22 protein-coding genes are annotated in these 21394 nt (G+C 40.0%); 14 read left to right on the top strand and 8 right to left on the bottom strand.

Features of this window, described 5'->3' with window-relative positions; all coding sequences use genetic code 11:
• The first annotated feature begins 5 nt into the window (after positions 1 to 5).
• The 7 genes from ACSYSH_RS06050 (at position 6) to ACSYSH_RS06080 (ending at position 5027) form a co-directional block, all read left to right on the top strand.
• A complete protein-coding gene (locus ACSYSH_RS06050) occupies positions 6 to 620 on the top strand; it encodes a LytTR family DNA-binding domain-containing protein (RefSeq protein WP_491706148.1) in 615 nt (204 codons plus the stop codon).
• Between the two features lie 9 nt (positions 621 to 629).
• Positions 630 to 1022: a DUF3021 domain-containing protein gene (locus ACSYSH_RS06055; protein ID WP_252774354.1), complete on the top strand. Its 393-nt coding sequence runs from the start codon at positions 630 to 632 to the stop codon at positions 1020 to 1022.
• 221 nt (positions 1023 to 1243) lie between these two features.
• The gene (locus ACSYSH_RS06060; RefSeq protein ID WP_491702190.1) at positions 1244 to 2065 is read left to right on the top strand and encodes an energy-coupling factor transporter ATPase; all 822 of its coding nucleotides are present in this window, start codon (positions 1244 to 1246) and stop codon (positions 2063 to 2065) included.
• A complete protein-coding gene (locus ACSYSH_RS06065) occupies positions 2041 to 2940 on the top strand; it encodes an energy-coupling factor transporter ATPase (RefSeq protein WP_491702189.1) in 900 nt (299 codons plus the stop codon). Before ACSYSH_RS06060 ends, ACSYSH_RS06065 begins: the two co-directional genes overlap by 25 nt.
• A complete protein-coding gene (locus ACSYSH_RS06070; RefSeq protein WP_252774351.1) occupies positions 2933 to 3733 on the top strand; it encodes an energy-coupling factor transporter transmembrane component T family protein in 801 nt (266 codons plus the stop codon). The genes ACSYSH_RS06065 and ACSYSH_RS06070 overlap by 8 nt, the downstream gene beginning before the upstream one ends.
• Positions 3734 to 3760: 27 nt before the next feature.
• Positions 3761 to 4534, top strand: a complete 774-nt coding sequence (gene truA, locus ACSYSH_RS06075; RefSeq protein WP_252774350.1) for a tRNA pseudouridine(38-40) synthase TruA — start codon at positions 3761 to 3763, stop codon at positions 4532 to 4534.
• 85 nt (positions 4535 to 4619) lie between these two features.
• Positions 4620 to 5027: a pyridoxamine 5'-phosphate oxidase family protein gene (locus ACSYSH_RS06080; RefSeq protein WP_491702188.1), complete on the top strand. Its 408-nt coding sequence runs from the start codon at positions 4620 to 4622 to the stop codon at positions 5025 to 5027.
• 341 nt (positions 5028 to 5368) lie between these two features.
• On the opposite strand, the gene ACSYSH_RS06085 is transcribed toward ACSYSH_RS06080, so the two are convergent.
• Positions 5369 to 5602, bottom strand: a complete 234-nt coding sequence (locus tag ACSYSH_RS06085) for a hypothetical protein (RefSeq protein ID WP_252774348.1) — start codon at positions 5600 to 5602, stop codon at positions 5369 to 5371.
• Between the two features lie 308 nt (positions 5603 to 5910).
• Here ACSYSH_RS06085 and rplM point away from each other — a divergent pair, with 308 nt between their 5' ends.
• Positions 5911 to 6354: a 50S ribosomal protein L13 gene (gene rplM / locus ACSYSH_RS06090; protein WP_059393906.1), complete on the top strand. Its 444-nt coding sequence runs from the start codon at positions 5911 to 5913 to the stop codon at positions 6352 to 6354.
• 18 nt (positions 6355 to 6372) lie between these two features.
• The gene (gene rpsI, locus ACSYSH_RS06095) at positions 6373 to 6768 is read left to right on the top strand and encodes a 30S ribosomal protein S9 (protein WP_059393905.1); all 396 of its coding nucleotides are present in this window, start codon (positions 6373 to 6375) and stop codon (positions 6766 to 6768) included.
• A gap of 86 nt (positions 6769 to 6854) precedes the next feature.
• Here rpsI and ACSYSH_RS06100 read toward each other — a convergent pair whose 3' ends face one another.
• From ACSYSH_RS06100 to ACSYSH_RS06120, 5 genes are all read right to left on the bottom strand, one after another.
• On the bottom strand, positions 6855 to 7937 hold the full coding sequence (locus ACSYSH_RS06100; protein ID WP_248657282.1) for a tyrosine-type recombinase/integrase: 1083 nt from the start codon (positions 7935 to 7937) through the stop codon (positions 6855 to 6857).
• A 263-nt stretch (positions 7938 to 8200) separates the two neighbouring features.
• A complete protein-coding gene (locus tag ACSYSH_RS06105; RefSeq protein WP_491702187.1) occupies positions 8201 to 9364 on the bottom strand; it encodes a Rep family protein in 1164 nt (387 codons plus the stop codon).
• Between the two features lie 178 nt (positions 9365 to 9542).
• On the bottom strand, positions 9543 to 9962 hold the full coding sequence (locus tag ACSYSH_RS06110; RefSeq protein ID WP_248657280.1) for a hypothetical protein: 420 nt from the start codon (positions 9960 to 9962) through the stop codon (positions 9543 to 9545).
• A 2-nt stretch (positions 9963 to 9964) separates the two neighbouring features.
• Positions 9965 to 11041, bottom strand: a complete 1077-nt coding sequence (locus tag ACSYSH_RS06115; protein ID WP_491702186.1) for an AAA family ATPase — start codon at positions 11039 to 11041, stop codon at positions 9965 to 9967.
• Entirely contained in the window at positions 11031 to 11372 is a 342-nt protein-coding gene (locus ACSYSH_RS06120) for a hypothetical protein (RefSeq protein ID WP_248657278.1), read from the bottom strand. Before ACSYSH_RS06120 ends, ACSYSH_RS06115 begins: the two co-directional genes overlap by 11 nt.
• A gap of 194 nt (positions 11373 to 11566) precedes the next feature.
• Here ACSYSH_RS06120 and ACSYSH_RS06125 point away from each other — a divergent pair, with 194 nt between their 5' ends.
• Genes ACSYSH_RS06125 through ACSYSH_RS06135 form a run of 3 tightly spaced genes read left to right on the top strand, consistent with a single transcriptional unit; the run spans position 11567 to position 15885 of the window.
• On the top strand, positions 11567 to 12832 hold the full coding sequence (locus tag ACSYSH_RS06125; RefSeq protein WP_248657277.1) for a hypothetical protein: 1266 nt from the start codon (positions 11567 to 11569) through the stop codon (positions 12830 to 12832).
• 19 nt (positions 12833 to 12851) lie between these two features.
• Positions 12852 to 14714, top strand: a complete 1863-nt coding sequence (locus ACSYSH_RS06130; RefSeq protein ID WP_491702185.1) for a DNA adenine methylase — start codon at positions 12852 to 12854, stop codon at positions 14712 to 14714.
• Positions 14704 to 15885, top strand: a complete 1182-nt coding sequence (locus ACSYSH_RS06135; RefSeq protein WP_248657275.1) for an HNH endonuclease signature motif containing protein — start codon at positions 14704 to 14706, stop codon at positions 15883 to 15885. Before ACSYSH_RS06130 ends, ACSYSH_RS06135 begins: the two co-directional genes overlap by 11 nt.
• Before the next feature lie 270 nt (positions 15886 to 16155).
• On the opposite strand, the gene ACSYSH_RS06140 is transcribed toward ACSYSH_RS06135, so the two are convergent.
• Both ACSYSH_RS06140 and ACSYSH_RS06145 read right to left on the bottom strand, forming a co-directional pair.
• On the bottom strand, positions 16156 to 17382 hold the full coding sequence (locus ACSYSH_RS06140) for an MFS transporter (RefSeq protein ID WP_489816244.1): 1227 nt from the start codon (positions 17380 to 17382) through the stop codon (positions 16156 to 16158).
• Between the two features lie 640 nt (positions 17383 to 18022).
• Positions 18023 to 19990, bottom strand: a complete 1968-nt coding sequence (locus ACSYSH_RS06145; RefSeq protein ID WP_489816245.1) for an ABC transporter ATP-binding protein/permease — start codon at positions 19988 to 19990, stop codon at positions 18023 to 18025.
• Between the two features lie 110 nt (positions 19991 to 20100).
• Here ACSYSH_RS06145 and ACSYSH_RS06150 point away from each other — a divergent pair, with 110 nt between their 5' ends.
• Together ACSYSH_RS06150 and ACSYSH_RS06155 are read left to right on the top strand one after the other, a co-directional pair.
• Positions 20101 to 20700, top strand: coding sequence for a TetR/AcrR family transcriptional regulator (locus ACSYSH_RS06150; RefSeq protein ID WP_252774345.1), 600 nt, complete (start codon positions 20101 to 20103; stop codon positions 20698 to 20700).
• A gap of 381 nt (positions 20701 to 21081) precedes the next feature.
• Positions 21082 to 21393, top strand: coding sequence for a PadR family transcriptional regulator (locus ACSYSH_RS06155; protein WP_252774344.1), 312 nt, complete (start codon positions 21082 to 21084; stop codon positions 21391 to 21393).
• Position 21394: the final 1 nt, after the last annotated feature.

Here is a 21394-nt window from a genome sequence, read left to right on the forward strand (position 1 = left end):
TCTTAGTGGAAGTTTATTTTCGAAAAAATCATCAAATGAAAGGTGATCAGGTGGAGGTCACGGTTGAAGCCTCAGCAGCTAATCAAGCGGTGACAGACTTGTTGGCTTATTTGCGTCGCTACCAATCGGTTAAACCGTCCAATCCAGCTGTACCACTAAAATCATCTATAGGAATGGCTGACCAATCGCTCTCGAAAGATGCACAAGCGTCCACAGTCCAGCCAGCAAATTTAAACTTTGATGAGAGCGTCCGCCACTCGGCGCCTTCTACCACGCAGGCTACTACCACAAAATTCGGCATTCTCTCGGTCAAAACAGCCGATGAAATTATTTTGTTGAGGGTGGCTGATCTGATTTTGATTGATGTAGAAGCTGGTCAGCTCGTCATCACGACTACTCGCCAGCAAATTTTAGTTAAAGAGCGGTTAGGTCATTTTGTCGATCGACTCGGTCAGGCAAACTTTGTTCAAATTTCTAAGCACGCCGTTATCAACCTCGATCACTTGCAATCGTTATCAAACAGCTTCTCTGGGAATATGACGGCCGAATTGGCCGGTGGCAACCAAGCCTTAGTCAGCCGGCGTTATGTTAAGACCCTGATGGGTCACTTAGGCTTATAAGGAGAGAAAATGAAGAAATTGTTCTTAAAGATGATCCGTGGTATGGAATACGGCTCATTAACCTATTTACTAGCCCTGCTGCTGTCTGCTCAAACAATCAAAGTCACAACAAAGGATATCGTTGGCGTCCTCTTGATGAGTGCTGCGATTGGCCTGTTAACTTTGATTTTTACGATTGAGCGCTTGTCTTATTTGATGGCCATTGTCATCCACCTCTTAGGTACCTTCGCTTTAGTCGTTCTCACTGATCAATTAACGGGTGGCTTTCATGGCATCTTAAATTGGAATTTTTGGTTGATTTTTGTGACCGCCTACCTGGTGATTTGGTTGATTATCAAAGTTGATCAGCAAACTCAGGTTGATCGGATCAACGCCGCCTTGAAAAAGGTCCAGACAAAATGAAATCAGAACCATACAAAGACTGGCAGAGAACTTTTCAGATTGAGCCTTGAGGATTGAATAATAAGTCGACCATGTGGGTCGGCTTTTTTTGTGGTGTTGCTCAGTGCATCAGTTAGAAAAAATTAAGCCGCATTTACTAACTAAAGCAGTGGTTCTCAACTCGTCACCGACCAAACTACCGCGACCGGCCCTCAGCCTGCAAATATGGTAAAATGTTGATAATGAAAAATGCAATAACAATTAACAATTTGACTTATGGGTACCCAGACCAGGACCCACTCTTTCATGGCTTTGACCTTGCAGTGCAAGAGGGGCAGTGGCTGTCGATTGTCGGCCATAATGGATCAGGAAAATCAACGCTTGCCAAGCTCATCCTGGGCCTATTAGAAGCCAACAGTGGTATAATTAGAGTCTTTGACCAGGAACTGACAGTTGCAACACTGGCGGAAGTCCGTGAACAGGTGGGAATGGTTTTCCAAAACCCGGATAACCAGTTTGTCGGTGCTACTGTTGCCGACGATGTTGCTTTTGGTTTGGAAAACCGTCAGGTACCATCTGAAGAGATGCCAGCAATGATCGAAGCAGCCCTGAAACAGGTGGGGATGGCTGATTTTGCTGACCGAGAACCACACACGCTCTCGGGTGGACAAAAGCAACGAGTCGCTCTGGCATCCGTCCTGGCCCTTAAACCAAAGGTGATTATCTTAGATGAGGCAACGGCTATGCTCGATCCAGCTGGCAAGAGTGCTGTTTTGCAGACTTTAAAGGATCTGAAACACCAGCACCAGGACCAACTGACGCTCATTGTTATCACTCATGACATGGCGGAGGCCGCCTTGGCGGATCGCGTGGTCGTCATCAATGACGGTCAGTTAGCCTTGGACGACCGACCCCAGGACCTCTTTGTCCAGGGACAGGCACTCAAAGAACTTGGCTTAGACCAGCCGTTTGAGTCTCAACTGGCTCAGGCCCTGCCAAAGGCACCCAACCAGTATTTAACGAAGCAGGAGTTGGCAGCATGGCTATCAACATTGAAGGATTAAGTTTTCACTATGGCGCCGGAAAAAATTCGGAGCAGATTCTAAACGATATTAATTTAACGGTTGAACCCGGTCAGATTACCGCCATTGTTGGTCAAACTGGTTCAGGCAAGTCGACTTTAGTTCAGCATTTGAATGCACTCTTGCTGCCAAGCGGTGGACAAGTTGTCGTTGGTGACCAAGTTGTCACCAGTAAAACCAAGGAAAAGGCATTGGGTCCAGTTCGGGCCCAGGTGGGAATGGTTTTCCAATTTCCGGAAAATCAGCTTTTCGCTAGCACGGTCTTAGAAGATGTCATGTATGGCCCTAAGAATTTTGGCAAGAATGCTGAAGAGGCGGAAATTCTCGCAAAAAAAGCTTTGGTTCAGGTTGGCTTGAAGGAAGAATTTTGGCAACACTCGCCCTTTGATCTTTCAGGTGGACAAATGCGTCGAGTGGCGTTGGCGGGCGTCTTAGCAATGGATCCACAAGCTATGGTTTTTGATGAGCCAGCGGCTGGCCTTGATCCCAAGGGGCAAGAGGAACTTTTGAACTTGCTACGGGATCTGAAGGCCGCCCAGAAGACAGTTGTTTTGATTTCTCACCAGATGGACCAGGTGCTAGCGCTTGCAGACCAAGTAGTCGTGATGCAGGCCGGTCGTGTGGCAGCCATTGAAGCGCCCGACCAGCTTTTTTTGCGTGACCGGCAGTGGTTCTTGGATCATGCTTTGGATTTGCCAGAGCCAGTGGCGTTTGCAAAGTACCTGGAAGACCGCGGTTATCATTTTGATTATTTGCCAAAATCAGTGGCCGAATTGGCTGAACAAATCAAGGAACAAGTTGATTGGGATCAGGTCACTGTGCCAAATTCTTTGACTGGAGGTGACCGAGATGAATAACCTTGTGATTGGTCAATTTATTCCCGGCACAGCTTGGCTTTACCGGGTCGACCCCAGAACCAAAATTTTGGTAACGGTGGTGTATGTCTTTCTCTTAATTTTTGCTAATACCTGGCCGGCCTATGCCCTTGCCACTTTGTTTTTGGCCTTAACACTGGTTTTAACGGGTCAAAGTCTTGGACTTTACTGGCGGGGAATTAAGCCTGTGATATGGTTAATCATCTTTACCGTCTGCCTCCAGCTTTTCTTTACCGGAGGAACACCAGTTTTGTTCCAGTGGCAGTTTTTGAAAATTACGCTGCCGGGCTTGGTTAATGCCCTTTATGTGGTTTTGCGCTTTGTGTTGATTGTTCTGATGTCAACAGCCCTAACGCTGACGACACCGCCAACGGCCATTGCCAGTGCCATCGAGTCGCTCTTAAAGCCCTTAAAAGTGATTAAGGTACCAGTTGCTGAACTGGCCTTGATGCTTTCAATCGCCTTACGCTTTGTGCCATTGCTGATGCTGGAAACGGATAAGGTGATGAAGGCACAAAAGTCGCGGGGGATGTCACTGTCCACTGGGTCACTGATCAAGCGGTCAAAGGCCGTTTTGCCCCTGTTGATTCCACTCTTTATCGGAGCCTTACAGCGGGCACTGGACTTAGCCAACGCCATGGAAGTTCGTGGTTTTGAATCTGCGGATAATCGGACCCGTTATCGGGTCTTATCCTTTAGTAAGCAGGATTTATTGGCTGTTTTGGCGACCGGACTGTTTGTCCTTCTTTTTATCGGATTACTATGGATCAATTAAATAAAACTAGCAAGAAGGGAGCCGCCGATGCCGCGTTATCGTGCGATTGTCGCTTACGACGGGTCTGATTTTTTAGGCTTTCAAGTACAAAGTAAAAATGGGGTGGAACGCCACCGTACTGTTCAGGGAGAATTAATCAAGGCCGTTAATCAGATGGGCAAGAACCCCGTTGAACGGATTAAGGTTGTCGGGGCCTCACGAACCGATACCGGCGTTCACGCCAATGGTCAGGTCGTTCACTTCGATCTGCCTTTTAATATCCCGGGAGCGGGCGTCCGCAAGGGCTTGAATACCATCTTACCTAGAGATATTTTAATCAAGCAGGTGGACCAGGTTTCAGATGACTTTCACGCCCGCTTTGCCTCCCATCAGAAGCGCTACTATTATCGGGTTTCGACTCAGGACTATGTCGATCCTTTTAAGCGGCGTTATACTGGCCACTTTCACTGGCATTTGGACCCCAAACGAATTGAGCAGGCTCTGCCTGATTTAATCGGCGAACATGACTTTGCCACCTTTGCTGCTTCTGGAAATCAAACGACCACAACCGTTCGAACCATCACTAGAGCGGAAATTGAGGTCAAAGAAGATGAGCATGAACTTGTTTTTGTCTTTGAGGGCAACGCCTTCTTGTATAACCAGATTCGCATTATGGTTGGTGTTTTGCTGGAAATCGGCACTGGCCGCCGGCCTGTTGATGCTATTCCAGCGTTGATTGCTGCCAAAGACCGGGAACAGGCACGTTACACGGCGCCAGCGGCCGGTTTATATTTGGATGAAGTAGCGTATAATAGTTTGTGAGTTCGGATAATTTTTTCACTTTAAAAATCAGCTTACACTTTTTATTAGCTGATTAAGTGCTGGTAGTCGACACACGGAGGTTAACATGACATTATTTGAGGAATATATTCAGGCAGCTCGGGGTTTGATTTTTGTGGCAACGGCCAAAGATGATCAACCAAGCTTGCGGATTATGGGCTTTGCGGCTGATCCAGAACGCCCTAACGTCTGGTACCTGGTTTCACAGCCAGATACGGCAAAGATTGTTGATTTGGACCAGAACGCAAAAGTTGCCATCATGACGCCTTTAAATGAAAACGGGGCTAGAATCGAATCCAACCAAGTAACTATGGTGCGTTCCAAGAAAACTTGGCAGGATGTGCAATCTTACTTCACCAACCCTGTCTTCGCAAAGAACCACCCACACCCTGAAGAAGAGGTGTTGCTGGAATTAACCTTTAAGTCTGCTCGCTTAGCCGCCTATGCTGGTACTAAAGTGGTGACTTTTGCCTAATTTGAGCGGCTTATAGTTATTCATTAAGTCGTGTAGTGGTCTCAGTAGAGAAGCCCAGGTGAGTAATCGTAAAAAATTTTAATGGCAACAGCAAAAAGCCCCAACCATTATTCATGGTTGGGGCTCCTTTTTATCAGTGCTGCCAGTCAACTGAAAAGTTTAATGAGGAGAAGTAGAGGGTCGTGGCTAGTCCGACGGTTTACTAATGGAAATGACGGGGAGAAGAGTATCAATCTCCAATTTGTCTTTATCAGCAAACCGGGCAGCATTCGGGTAGCCAGCACTTTCGATGATTGAATCTGGATTTTGTCAGTCGTAAAAGCAAACCAATGGCACTCGTCTTACTCAGCATGTTTGCTTGCGATATCTACCTGCCTCATCAGGATGTATTTAGTACTGATATTTGTAATTGGTGTGCTTGGTTGAGCGAACTTGGTGGGGGCTTGTTGCTGCTGTTGCAGGGTGTTTGGCCCAGCTGAAGCAATGGCAGTGTTACCACCAAGGACGATTAAGCTCATTAAAGCGATAAAAATCCAGAAGGGCTTTGTTTTCCATATATCTCTAAGATGTAGCATACGGATTCCTCCTATAAAGGTACTATAACACGACAATGACTCATTTGTCACATTAAATTAAATATTTTGTAACATAAAAGGGAACATTAGAATTTTTGTGATCCTTTTCTGAAGAAAATGAGTTTGAATAGAACTGATTTTATTGATGGAAAATCAGTAAGAAATTCGGGAAAATAATTGACAGTACAAGCCCTAGTCGCTATAATGGTTATTGGTATTGTTTACCTCACGATAAGCCCCGGAAACTTATTGTAAAAGTTAGGTAAGGAACGACCTAGCATGTAAACAACTAATCAAAGGAGCGCGCCATGCGTACAACATTTTTAGCAAAGCCTAGCGAAATCGAAAAGAAGTGGTACATCATTGATGCCAAGGACGTCGTTTTGGGACGTTTGTCAACAGTAGTTGCTTCTATTTTGCGTGGTAAGAACAAGCCAACTTTCACACCTAACGTTGATATGGGTGACAATGTCATCATCATCAATGCTGGTGAAGTAAAGTTGACTGGTAAGAAGGCAACTGACAAGATTTACTACCATCACTCAAACCACCCAGGTGGATTGAAGGAACGTACTGCCGGTAACTACCGTCAATATGATCCAGAAAAGTTGTTGGAATTGTCAATCAAGGGTATGTTGCCTAAGACATCTTTGGGACGTAAGCAAGGTTTGAACCTGCACGTATACGCTGGAGCAGATCACAACCATGCTGCTCAGAAGCCTGAAGTACTTGACATCAACAAGTTGGTCTAAGAAAGGAGTGCCGATAATATGACTGCAGCAGTACAATATGCCGGAACTGGTCGTCGTAAGAACTCAGTTGCTCGGGTCCGTTTGGTTCCTGGTAACGGTGCCATCACTATGAATGGCAAGTCAATCGAAGACTACATTCCTTTCCCTAACTTGCGTGAAGTTGTTTTGCAACCATTCAACGCTACAGATACATTGGGTAACTATGACGTTTTGGTTAACGTTAATGGTGGTGGTTTCTCTGGTCAAGCCGGAGCCACTCGTCACGGTATCGCCCGTGCATTACTCGTTGTTGACCCAGACTTCCGTCCTGCATTGAAGCAAGCTGGTCTTTTGACCCGTGATGCTCGTATGAAGGAACGTAAGAAGCCAGGTTTGAAGAAGGCCCGTAAGGCTTCACAATTCTCAAAGCGTTAATACAAATTGGCTTCAAATCCTGTTGTATCAAGGTTTTTCTCTTACTTGGTAGGAGCTTGGTAGGAATAATACCTAAAAAAATCTTTTTATAACGCCTCTGAGAGGAAATCTAAAGCTTGTGCATTTTGCACGAGCTTTTTTTCTGGCATTAATTCCACATAATACCTTTGTGTGGTTAGCAAGTCAGCGTGGCCTAAACGTTTACTAACATACAGCATCGCATTTTCGACATCATCGTTGAACGATGCAAATAAAAAAGATGCATGAGAATCTCGAAGACCATGAAAAGTGGTGTTCGGGATTTTTAATTGTTGAAGTAAATCTTTCAGCATCGATGATTGCTTGAATGAATTAGTCGGGAATATATATCCATCCGACTCTACCTCAAGATTTGAAACTATGTCGAAGACCCTTTCAGAAATATCGATTATTCGTTTAGATCCGCGCGTTTTCAATTTTAAGCTATCATCAGTTGGAGATTTTGATTTTGTTATCGAAATGCTATGTGAATGTGAAAGTAGGTCTTTTTTTGTTAAAGCTAATAGTTCACCTCGTCTAGCCCCTGTTTCAGTTGCTAAAAGAGTTAGCACCTTAAATTTTGTATCGTGGTTAACGAGTAACTGTTTACGTAACTTTTTAAAGTTCTCCATCGAAAGTGACTGGTTTCGTTTAGAATCCAATTCATAACCGGTTTGTTTCAAACGAGGGCCGCAGTTCACATCAATAGCATTTATCTCTAGAGCATATCGAAGTGCAGCGCGAATTCGCTTTAAATGTTCAGTAACCGTTTTTGCGCTATGAGTTACTGAGTATTCGTCTAAAGGAGGCTGCATGGTAGCAGTCGTACAGTCCCGGAGCCGTAGGCCCCTGTATAGTGTTGTGATAACTTTTTGGGTTTGAACGTAATTCCTAAAAGTTGCATGACTTACATATCCAGATTTTTCTTCTTTCATGAAGTATGAGAAGAACTCTGGAAATGTAGTTAAAGACTGTTGAAAGTCAAAGGACTTTAGGTGCTTCATGTGCTGCGTATATGCCCACTTTTCTGCATCCTGTTTATTCGTGAATGACTTAGCAATTCGTTGATTTCCCAAACTGATTTGAACAGTCCAGGGATGAGGCCTTCCTTTCCGATAAGTGTAATTACCAATTTTTTTTATTTTTGCCATATGCAATCCTTTCTTTTAAGACCGCATCTGACAACTACTAAACATTGTAAGTATATCATCACGGTTAATTGTTTGAGTGTTTTGATAACCATTTTTTAACTTCATCAATTGGATATCGTTCAGTAGAACCAACTTGTATTCTTGGAAAGTCGGGCTCGGAGCGTATGTAACGATCAAAAGTCCCAGGAGAGACCTGGAGTAGTTCGATTAATACCTCTCTTCTAACAGCTAAGGGCTCGACCTGTACAATCATGTTTTTTTGTTTATTCATCAGTATTAATTTTCTCTTCGTCTTCGAACAGATTTTGAATTTCGCTTAAATTAAAACGGCCCTCTGATTGTTCCTCTTCTGGAACATACCAACGGTTTTCCACCTTAATTGAAGTGGAAGCTCGGTATTGCAATTTGTAGTTTAAACTCATCAATTCGCATTCCATAATTGATTGACGGTCAAAATACAGAACAGTCTCCAATCTTCGCGTTAGCTGGTCGAAAGCATCCATTTCGTCCGTAAAAAGTGAGTCGTAAAATTCAACAGGACCGAGGGGACTGGTTATAATCACATAATCAGCCTGCAATCCCTTATCAAAATAACGACTTGCTGCCATTGCTTCCAAGTTCCATGGATCAAGGAAGCGAAGTAAATCAGCATATGATAGACCTTCATTTGGACGCAAGTCATCTAAGATGATTCCGTGTTGACCGCTATAGCCCTGAAAGGGGTCTTTGCTCGAACCTGATTTGAAATATTTCATGTTGAGCTTTTTGAAGAAATCAATAGCAAACCGGGTCTTACCAGTCCCAGCAACACCGAAAATCCAAATAACATGAATACGTTCGCCAGATGCTTTTTTATCCTTTCTCCATCGTTCCGCTTCGAGAACTTGGCGTGCTTGAAAAGCTGAATTGATGTTGTTAACTGATTTAGATAACAAACTACCAGGCAATAACTGATATGCTTCCTCTTTTGAACGTATTTTTCCAGTGACGATATCATCTAGAATATGGTTGGTGCTTTGCTGATTAGTATTTTGCTTACTACTTCTATACGTTTCGATTTTTGATTTGAAATCAAAATTTGAAACAACGGCATCAACAGGATATTGAAATTTTGAAGAGGCACCGTCAGTTTTATGGACCAAGTACGAGAATGCGTTGAAATAATTTCCATTCCACACTTCGATGTATTGGGACTTATCTGAAATTTGTTTTGACACACTTTCCACGGTTCGAGCATTTTGATAGCGTAAAACAGCATGAATATGTGGAGCAACAGGTTTTCCATCATTCATATCTTGATCATGCACGATAAAAGCAAATTCCATCACACCAATGTTTTCAAGTCGTGCTTGAAATGCTTCTATCGTCGAAAAGGGAAGATGCTGAATTTGCTGAGTATACATAAAGGTTCTACTTCTTTTAGGCATATGAATTCCTCCTGACACAGTGTTTTTTCTATGTACCCTGCCCGATAACCTTTTTGGAGGTTTCGGCACAGGTTTATCCCGCTATAACAAGCCCCAGCGGGTAAGGGGAGCAGTTTAGTATGTGTTTGGCACATTTTTGAGTCTGACTCTGTCCTTGTCTACGACAAGCAGGTCAGACTCAATTTTTTGAACCGGAAATATAGATGAACTTTGCAGTGTGCTGTGGTGCTGAGAAACTGTACTCAGGAAAGGCATCGTGCAAAAAATTTTGGAATGGTATTGATTTAACAGCGGTTAAGATATTGTTGTATGTTCGATCATCTACCTGTTGCCAAAAATTTCTAATCGGAATGTGGAGCGTGATGCTTTTATCCTCACGCTTCACCCAACTTTTAGCGACAATGGTTCTGTAGGTGTAATCAACGTTAACAAGAAGATGATTGTTTCCATTTGTGGCTCTTAAAAGTGCCTTTCTAAGCCTAATTGATTTCGTGGAAGACCCCTTGTGGAAACTAATAATCCAATAAAATACAAACAGGAAGCCTGCTACAATCAGGGACAAAAAGAAAGAAACATTAATGATATTTTGTGCAGTCATCGTTAATCTCCTAAGATAGTTGGCATAGAAATTGGTTCAATTCCTATATGTTCGCCATCGTTGATTGAAATAATACCGCTCCCTTTTCCACCTGATGGCAGTGAGAAATCACTCGACAGCATCTCGGGGAAGAGATACTGAGCAGAATTCTTGTCAATACGACCAAGTAGTATACGAACGCCCATTTGTGAACGAACGGCAACAGGTAACAGATCGTGACGAGCCTCCTGAAGAGATAAGATTAGAAAGACTCCAGCTTCACGCCCTAGCAAGCTTATTTGCAGAAGTAATGAGTGAAAATCATTAAGTAGTGACTTCTTAAGCCCAACACATAGGCTTGCAACCTCATCTATACAGAGAAAAATTGGCTTATACCCAAGGTTTTGGTAGTTTGCAGAAATCTGATCGGTTTCCCAATACAGAGAATCTTGACGAGCATTGATGAGGGCAAGTGCATCCGATAAAGTTTCGTTTACACGTGGCAGGAAGTCTTCAGGACGATCGCCTTTTTCTGGAACAACTAGAGAAATATCCTCATGCTGTTTTGCCCATCTTGCACCATCACTTTTCTTTGGATCGATGAGCACGACCTGGCCGAGCCGGTGACTAATTTCTAAAAAATAGCGTAAACTCTGAGTTTTCCCGGACCCTGTGGCACCTGTAATTACAACATGAACACCTTTATTGAAATCGTAGTCAATTCCATCCATTAGGGAGATTCGATTTGGCTTTTGATGAGTTAATAACTCGTCAATAGTGCCGATTAAACGCTTTGATGTACCAATTTTGTATGGGAAGTAAAAGGATCTGGCTGTTTCAATCGGCCCATTATTCATCTTGAATAAAATACTTGTTGGTTTTATCAAAGTGAATTTCGGATACAGGGCAAAAAACATAATATCGAAAAGCCTGTAATAGAGATTTGAATCCATAACCAAAGAATTTGGTAGCCGGGGTTGAAACTCTATCCCTTGTGAATCGATAATGAGTTTGAAAGATTGCTTTATCGAACTTTCTTCAGTAGAAAGGGATTGATTTAAAACTTCCTCTAAGTATCGAACTAAGTCTTTATTTTCCAACAGCCTTCACCCCCTCTGCTTTTACGTAAATTCTTCCTTTCACGTTTATGAAAGCTTGAGCTTCTAGTAGTTCAATCTCAGTTAGATCAGCAATTTTCGGCAGAGTGAAATCCGGTGAGAATTTAATATTCATAGTTCCAAAACCAGGATAATAAACTTCAATTTGAGTCTTATCTACGGTATTTGGAATAGGTCTTCTGTTCTCGTCAAATTTAGGGACTTTGTTAAGTCCTCTACCAATAAGTAAGATTGGATTTTGTTTGCTTAAAGGAGAGTTCAAGTAATTTTCTTGACTGTACCCTGAATTAAAATTGTTTATCGTAAAAGACATAATTTACCTCTTTTTTCTTTATTGTTATCGTTGTTGTTTTTGTTGAAGGCCTTCAACATGTTTAATCTTATTGTTTTGAACAAATAAAGTATTCACAAAACGGAATAAATTGGAAAAGGTAATTTTGAAATGCTGACGTAAGGCTATTTAATGATAAAATAAGAGAGAATATTTAGTTAGTTTTGGGGTGGAAAATGGGACTTATTTTTCTTAAAGAAGACACTTTGAATTTTCACTCAATTTTGAAAGAAGCAAAAAACTCTTTTTCTCTAGCAGAGATAAGTCGCATACTTTCAGATATGGGAATTCAGTCTAAATCAGATAGTGAAAATGAGCTGCCAGATAAGACAATTTCTGAATATGTGAATGGGCAAAGCTTTCCAAGTACGACCATAAACAAGGGGAAGCTTCATCGCTATGAATATGACGATGAGAAAAAACAGGAAGTTGTTGACGCCATTTTTGAGCGGACCTATTTCTCTGACTTTCGTCAACAATTAATGGCCGAAGGTGATGCAATAGAGGCTGTTATTCAAAATTTCATTGCAAAGTATCATATGCGAACTATCGGAGTGGCAACGATATCGATTGAAGATTTTGTTGAAGAATTCAAGAGCTCCGCAACAAAGGCTAATTCCAATCTGATTTTATCCTTCATTAAACTGATTAATAACCATAACTTGTCTGTTAACCTTCATTTTTATATTCAATCGGGTATTGTTAAGCAGTCACAAATTTCGTTAAATACTTCAAAGGGATACAATTTATATACTCAAGAATGTTTAAGGAATCTTCTGGATGGTGCCAAAAAGTTCGGAGATTATCTACGTTTAATTGCAGGTATTGATTATTCGAAATTAAAAGAATATGCAGATAAGACTGACGGAAAAATTTTGTTTTTACGTTTGCTTTGTGGGTATAACTTAACTAAATTTCCCCATACAGAGGACGGTTTCAAAAGAAGTCTTGAAAGTGCATATGCTATTCCTGCATTTTATGAACATAAAATTTACGGTAGGCTGAAAAGTGAAGGTATTATTTTTGAACATCTTACGTATTTAATTGATAGAATTAATGATTTTTATTTGGATGAAAATGAAAAGACTGCAAACTATTTCAGGTTGAAAAACATGGCATTCAATAAATTGATTATCGAGACTGATAGTTGGATCAACACTATTGCACGCTATGATAATAAAATGAATTTTCTTAAAGAAAATGGTGAAAATGAATATATCGATGCTTCACGAACATGGAAAACATATTATTCAAAAATAATTTCAACTAATGCTATTAAGGAGTTTGAAGAACTAATCACCTTAACTGATGCAGAAAAAAGTTCTATTTATCAAGAAGCTTTGAATGACGTAGCAGATATTAAACAAGATAATAGTAACGAGAATTATCTTTCACCCATTGTTAATAAACGACTAACACAACTAGCTAAGATACAAAACTAAACAAATTGGAGTTGTCATTGTGCGATACCTAGGAAATAAGGATACAATTACAGAGGATATTAAATCTTTTTTGAATAAAAAAGGTTTATTAAAAAGTAAATATACTTTTTTCGATGCCTTTGCAGGAACTGGTGCTGTCGCAGATTCTTTGAAGAGTGATTGTAATTTAGTGATAAACGATCTGCTCGAGTGGAGTGTTGTCTACACCAGGGGAAGAATAGTGGGCTCCAAAACCCAATTTAAAAAATTAGGTTTTAATCCTTTTGAATTTATTAATAAGAATGATGAAATTCTACATGGGTTCTTTTACAAAAACTATTCCCCAGCTGAAACAGCTAGAATGTACTTTTCGGAATTCAATGCTGGAAGAATTGATTATATTCGTAACCAAATACAAGAATGGTATGATAACGATTTTTTGAGTCGAGATGAATATGATTATTTATTGGCTTCACTCATTGAATCTATGTCGAAAGTAGCAAATACGGCAGGGGTGTATGGAGCCTTTTTAAAGCATTGGGATAGCCGAGCGTTAAAAAAGATGGAGTTTTTCCCTGTTCCTCACGACGAAAAGCCAGTTTGCGATGTTACAACGATAAATGGAAAAATCGAAGATGTTGTGTCACAAGTTGATGCAGATATATTGTATTTAGATCCACCTTATACGCAAAATCAATACGGAACCCAATATCATATTTTTGAAACGTTAATAAAAAATGATAATCCTGATATCAGTAAGGTAACAGGCTCAAGACCAACGGGACCAATGCGTTCGGATTGGTCAAAGAAAAATAAAGCTGAAATTTTATTTGATCAGGTGCTGGCAACAACCAAAGCGAAATATGTACTATTGAGTTATAACAATGATGGCTTAATGTCTAAAGACTTCATTGAAGCAAGCATGAAACGTTATGGTAAAACAGGTACTTTTGACTTTAAAAAAATCCCGTATAAAAAATATAGGAATTTTAAAACCAAAAAGAACAACGAACATTTTGAATATCTTTTCTATATTGAGTTGAAAGACAAATGCGATGTTGTTTATGAATCACCTTTAAACTACATTGGAAGCAAGGCAAGAATAATCAGTAAGATTGCTCCTTACTTTTCTAAACAATCAAAAAATATTTACGATGTTTTTGGTGGTGGCTTCAATGTGGGAATTAATTTTAGGGGCGAAGAATTAATTTATAATGATATTAACTTTAAAGTTAAAGAGATCATTCAAATGTTTTCTGAAATGGATACGTATAAATTGATTCAGAGCATCCAACGCTATATTAAAAAATTCGATTTAAAAGCAGCTGATAGCGATGCATATAAGGCTGCTCGTGATTTCTATAACTCTCTACCGGATGAGAAACAAAAGCCGGAAATGCTATATACAATCATCCTGTATGGCTTCCAACAACAAATCCGGTTCAATACTAAATTGGGGTTCAATAATCCAGTTGGAATGAGATGGTTTAATGAACGAATCTATGAAAAGCTAATTAGTTTTTCACGTAAAATCAAGGAATCGAATGTTTCCTTTTATTCGGAATCGTTTGATGAAATGGTAATACCGTCCGGACCAGAAACTTTAATTTATTTAGATCCGCCTTATCGTTTGACGACTGGTTCGTATAATGACGGTAAACGTGGTTTCAAAGGGTGGAATGGTGAATTAGAACAAAATCTGTTCCGTTTCATTGAGGAGAGACATCAGTCTGGTAATAAGATTCTATTTTCGTATGTGTTAAAGCACCGTGATGAATTCAATGATGAATTACAAAACTGGATTGACGAAAATCCGGATTTCCATGTTGTCGATATTGAAGGTAATAGTGGTTGGCGAGGAAGTAAAAGAGAAGAGATTTTGGTGATGAATTATGAAAACTGAATGTGCACATATTGAAGTTAAAAATCAATTTCAAAAAAGAGATGAAACTTATCAAGATATTTTGACGGATGATATTTTAGAAGATTTGGTATTTAAAGTAACGGGTCAAAAAGATTACGATATTAATTTTATTGAAACTGAAAAAAACGCTAAAGGAAAAGAAGTTTCAACATATAATAAAGGCCGATTGGTAGTTATTAAATATGATGGAATGACTAACTATATTTCGTTGTCTGATAATGCGTCTGAGGGACGAAATTCTTTTTTTCAGAGTTTTACTACAGCTTTGGTTCTCTTTTCCGAAGAAAAAGCTATGAACAAACGTCTATGTTTTTACTTTTTACCACAGGTTTCTAAGAGTAGCATTGAGACTTCTTATCATATGATGATGTATCGACTCATGTTGACTAGTGGAACTCATTTCTTGAATGCGGATGAAGCCCTATCTAAAGATATCGTTGCTTTTTCTACAGTTGACGATTTTGTTAATTATCGTTCTAAGGTGTTAAAAAAGAAACAAAATAACTCTTCATATGCCACCATCGATAATGATGGAAATACCATCATATATGGAAAGGTATATGGAGCAAGTAAAAAAGAAGTTACTCTGATTGCTTTAGCCATGTCGAAGCTAAACAATAAGGCAACTATACTATATGAGTTTATTGAGAAAAACTTGAAGCAACTTCCGAAACCAGATCTTAAATTATTAAAGAAAAGTGGAATTAAAGTAGTAAGGAAAGATCAGGAACTCGAGAAGCAAGAATTTGAAAAGAACGATAGTTTGAGATCTCCGGCATACATCGCTAATTTACTTGAAAAAATGGGACCTAAGCATTGTGCTTTTTGTGACTGTGACATTCCTCAGCTTATTCAAGGAGCTCATATTTTCCCAGTTGCTGACATTAAAAAGCTTGAAATTAGCCTAGAAGAAAAAATAGCAATGGCGACAGACGGGGATAATGGACTTTGGTTGTGTAATAATCATCATAAAATGTTGGACTCAGGAATTCTTTCTCTGGATGATAATGGAAGAGTTGCACGAACGCCGTTATCATTGGAAAAAACTTCTGAAGAATTTGTGGCATCAAGTATCACTAGCAAACAGATACCAGCTAACTTTATGTCTGAAAAATTCAAGAATTATCTAGGTAAGCGATTGGCTTCTTAGAATATGTACTGTTTAGTAGTTGTAGTTGCGGTAGTAATACTATAATTTTTGAATGGTTTTCTATGAACGTCAGTGAGTAAAAAAACTAATGTTAAGCCTTTTGACATGCTTTCAAAGGCACAGCTGAATTCTCAAAGCGTTAATCTTGATATTATCGTTTTACGAGAAAAATGGAAAAGCACCAACCGATTGTGGTTGGTGCTTTTTTTGTGCCCTACATGTGACAGTTGGTTTCTTTGAAACGAAAGCAATTACCGGTGATAGTTTCTGTTATTTTTGCAGCCGGGGACCGGTTCTTTTCTGAATCAAAATAATAACGCTTATTGAGACAACCATTGATAATAAAAGGATTGGTAATTTTCCAAAAATGGGGTAACCGCCAACTAAAATAATACTTCCGATGGGGGCTGCAACCGTTAACACACTATTTAATACGCCTAATATGATACTGAGGGACTTAGAATCACTATTTTTCATTAACAGTGCATATAATTTAGGATTCACCTTTCCCGTGATATACGTAATAGAAAAAGCTACTATTAAGATTAGTATGATATTGAGATTTAATAATAGGACAACGTAGAGCAAGAAGATGATGCTTGAAGCCAGGGTAATTAACGTTTTAATGCTGGCCTTTTTGAGGATGTCGTTAACGGTAATTGACCCTAAAATACTACCTAAAACAAAGGTGATGTTGATTAGTAAAATAGTTGTACCAAAATGAAATGGAGAAACCGTAGGATTGTCTAAGATATATAAGTTTAAAATACCATCAATACTAGTGCCTAAGGCATTAACTAAAATAATCGATAATAAAATGTTAAAAATTGGAACTGCGGTTATATCGGAAAATAAATGAAGTACCGTCCGAATTTTAATTTTGTGATCATTACCATCTGCTACATTTTTTTCTTCATATGTTAGATCATGACGATGGATAAATAAAATACAGGCAGAAATCAGTAAAGTGACGGCATTAATGATACTCCCTACCACGTAGTTATGGGTCGCCATCATATAACTAACGCCAATTCCTTGACCAACTGGCTCCATGATTAAGGAAATACTCTGGTACAAGCCTAGCGCCTGTTGCTGATTTTCTCCAGCAACCTTATTTTGAATAATTGGCATTTTCATCAAGCTAATGACGACTCCAATAATATCCGACAATAGATTAACGATGATGGCGGAGGCAATATATTGGTCCGTCGTAAAAAATAGAACAGCTAGTATTCCGAAAAATAGACTTTGAGTTAGGGTCAGAAGGATAACCCACTTGGTCTTATTTTTGATACTGCTTGAAATTTTGCCAAGAAAAATAGAAGTAATTCCAGGTAGGACTGTTGCGATTGATACTACTGAAACCCAAAAAGATGGCATTTTGGTATTTTTGGCCATTAGTAGCAGAACAATATTAAAGAAGCTAATGCCAATAACTTGGAAAAATGTACTTAGACTTAATCCTCGAAATGCTTGATTGCGTAATAAATTAATCATGATTGATACCTCACTTTGATTGATAATGTTTGGTGCAGTGTGGATTTGAATAAACCATGTCTTGAGCGAGAATAAGTGTGAGTGTCCGAGTTATTACGAGTTAGTTTTTTGTTGTACTTTTTCCATTTGAAAATCCAAAACCTATTTTTCATTCTAGCTTCTCCCCTTGATTAAAATCTTTCTATTATTTTATCATTTAATTATAATAAAAAGATAAGGGAAATTGATTTTAAAACCAACGAGCTTGAAATACTCAAGCTAAAAATGATGGGATTTGAGGAGTATCTTGCGATCCTAGCGTCCAACAAAAAGTAATTTTTAAGTTTTATTATAAACACGTTGCTAACCAAATTTAGGGTTCAATGCCATCGACTCTTTTCGCTGTTATATTGTGTTTTTTGATATTGAAAGGATTCTTTAGGATTACTTCGCTTGATAAACTTGGTCTGTAGACGTATTAATAATTCTCTGCAACAATTGATGGTTTTTGAGAACTGGAAGCGAGTCTACTAATAACATTAGGGCCGTTCCGGCAATAGCCGAGACCCTCCATTCCTGCATTTGCCATCATAAAAACCCCAGAACTGTGCTGCAATTCTGAGGTTCATTATTTTTTATTAATTCATTCCATGAGGAAAGCTTAGTCAGCTGATAAGGCATCGATTGGGTTCAACTTCGAAGCTCGACGGGCTGGTAGCATAGCAGCCAACAATGAAATCAAGATTGCTAAGACGAAGGCTGTTGTGACATTACCGGCAGTAATCTGAACGAAGGCGTAATCTGCAGTCCCCTTCAAGGCAGCGTTGATACCGGCTTCGGCCAAGAAGGCCAAACCAGTGGCAAAGATTGCTGAAATCAGGCCAGTGATTAATGATTCAGTAATGAACAACCATTGGATGTCACCCTTTGATTCACCAATGGCACGTAGAATACCGATTTCCTTAGTTCGAGCTGAAACCGACATGTACATCGTGACAATAATCATCAATGCTGAAACAATCAATGAGATACCAGCGATAGTGGCCAAAACGTTGGTTGCTAAGTTAACGTAAGTCTGAGCTTGATCAATGATACTCATAACGGAAGAAGTTTTGTAAAGACGGTTAGAAGAGCTGTCCTTGATTTGATCAATCTTCTTCGTAGTTGCCTTAACGTTGTCCATATTATCAACCTTCAAGTTCAATGACGTTGGGGCAGTTGATAGGCCAGACTTTTCCATTGCAGCTTGTATGGTTTGTGTGCTGGTTAATCCTTGTGCGATACCTTGGCTGTTAGCCTTTGTCACACCGGCAATTTTAGCAGTGAATGTCACTGGAGTAGCCGACTGTCCGTTTTGGACTTGGTAAGTCATCGTGACTTCCTTACCGATAGCATCCTTATAGTTACTGAAACCAAGGCGCTTTGTCACGGTTGTTTCGTCTAAGAGCACTTCATTTTCCTTCGGTGCATTACCGGCTTTGATTGAGTCGGTCGTATCTTCTGAAGTCCAGTTGGTCAATGAAGTAACCGTTGCTGATTTACCGTTATAAGTTGTATTGACGTTGGTAGCGCTATAAGAGTTTTCAACCTTTGACACATGTGAAGTGTCTTTGATTTGCTTAATTTGGTCGGCGGTAAAGGCTTGCTTGCTACCACCGCCAAGTAGGACGGCAGCATTTGATTCACCATCGGTCTCCTTGCTATAGCGGGAGACGGTTACCGACTGTGGGTTGGCTACCTTGGCAATTTGATCACCAATATAGCCGGAAATTCCATTTCCAAGACCTGAGAATAGGACTACGGCAAACAAGCCGATCGCTGTTCCCAAGATAATTAATGAATTATGCTTGATGTTGTATTTAAAATGTTTAGCAGCAGTTCGGATGCTGGCCATCAAAGGTAATGGACGGGAACCAAGCATTTCTTTATCGGTTGTTGCAAAGGCAGGCTTGAGACGCTCGTCGGATTCGATTTGACCATCGGCCAAACGCACAATTCGTGTTCCGGCATCGGCAACTGCCTGCGAGTGGGTAACGGTAATGACCAAACGACCTTCTTTGGCGATGTCGTTTAACAATTCCAGTACTTCGGTTGTGTTTTCGGCATCCAAGGCTCCGGTCGGTTCATCGGCAATAATGACCTTAGGGTCGGAAGCTAATGCACGGGCGATGGCGACACGTTGCTTTTGGCCACCAGATAGCTGGTTTGGATACTTTTTGATTTGTTTTTCCAAACCAACCTTTTGCAAAAGTTCCTTGGCTCGGCTTTCGCGTTCCTTCTTGTTTAACGTCGTCATGTCTAATGAAACTAAGACGTTGTCTAAGACGGATAGGTGTGAAACCAGGTTATAAGACTGGTAAATGTAGCCAATCGTTTCCCGACGGTAACGATCTAATTCCTTTTCTTGCTTGTGGTCTAGCAACTTGCCCTTGACCAAAACTTCACCAGAGAAGTTACGGTCAAGCCCACCAATAATGTTCATCAGTGTTGACTTACCACCACCGGATTCACCCAGGATGGAAACGAAGTCGCCAAGATCGAAGTTTAAATCGATGCCTTTGAGAACGGGAAATTCTTCCTTCCCGAGGAAATAGGATTTCCTAATGTTCTTTAATTCTAAATATGCCATACGTGTCCTTTCACAATAAACTTTAATATTGTTAAGTCATATTAAACCTTTTATTGAAAATAAAGTCAACCTATAATAAAATAAATTATCGACCAAGGAGACAAAACCCTGTGAAAAGAGAAGAATTAAAACAATTAAACCGGCAGAAGATCTTAGCTGCCGCCACAGAACTGATGACACATCAGGGGATTCGGGCAACTAGTATGAAGGACGTTAGCTCAAAAGCAGATATTTCAATTGTCACCATGTATAAGTACTTTCCGACCAAAGAGGAGCTAACCGAACAAGTTGTTTTGGACTTTTACCATAAACGATTTGAGCCGATTGTCATGATGGCAGAAGGCCCAGAGACGAACTTTGCCAAAATTATTAATGCTTTTAAACAGGAGCAGGAAGAGTGTGAAGAGCTCTTAGGTGAGAATATTTTTGTTGAATTTCAACGGGTGATTAAGCATTCCAGGATTGTTTATGATTACTTATATAATACGCAAATGTCCTTGATATCGACCCTGATTAAAAAGGGACGAGCAAGTGGTGAAATTAATACGCCGGCTAGTGATAACATAATGTTGATGGTGATTTCGTGGGCCTTTACCTATTTGGCCGAGATGGAAGAAGATCTCAGTAAGGAAGAAATTGAGGGCCTTCAATTGTTTTTGCAGTATGGGGCGTTGGGCCGACCAAAGGATTGGAAAAATCCGTTAGGATAAGATCAAACAATCCTATAATTTTTTATTGAATGGCGATGATTCAAAATCAGAATAGGATGTGGCCAGCTTCTTTATCATGGCTGTGTATTTTGGCCTGACCTGTTGCCTTGGATTGTCATCGACAGGAACAGATTTATCAGTACGATATAAAAGTCAGATAATTGGTTGTTGAATTATCTTTCTTGCTAGTAGTCAACACCGTTATTAATGGTATTGGCTTTTTTTGTGCTGCCATGATGGTAACGACCGGATTGGCGATACCGGATAAGTGGCGATTGACAGTTTTTTTTCTTTAAAATTAAAAAAATATGGGTTTCAAGAGGGTTTTATCCTATTTGACAAACTATATCATATGACATATAGTATTAGATGTTAAGGAGTATGATGATGAAAATAAAGATTCCGAATCTAGTTCTCGAGGCGGTTGTTTTACAGACATTGTCCGAAGAAGAACTTTATGGCTACGTAATTACAAAAAAAATACAGGAAGTTATTCCAATTTCTGATTCGACAACCTATCCCATCTTACGACGGCTCGAACAAAAAGGCTTTGTCACCACCCGGTCGGCAATCTTTGATGAACGAACCCGTAAATACTATCAGTTAACGCAAACGGGAGAGGAACAGCTGGCTGACGCTAAAAAAGAGTGGCAGACCTTTGTTGAGCAGGTGAACGGCATTTTGGGAGAGTAAT

Source organism: Fructobacillus sp. ESL1117, from assembly GCF_058508565.1.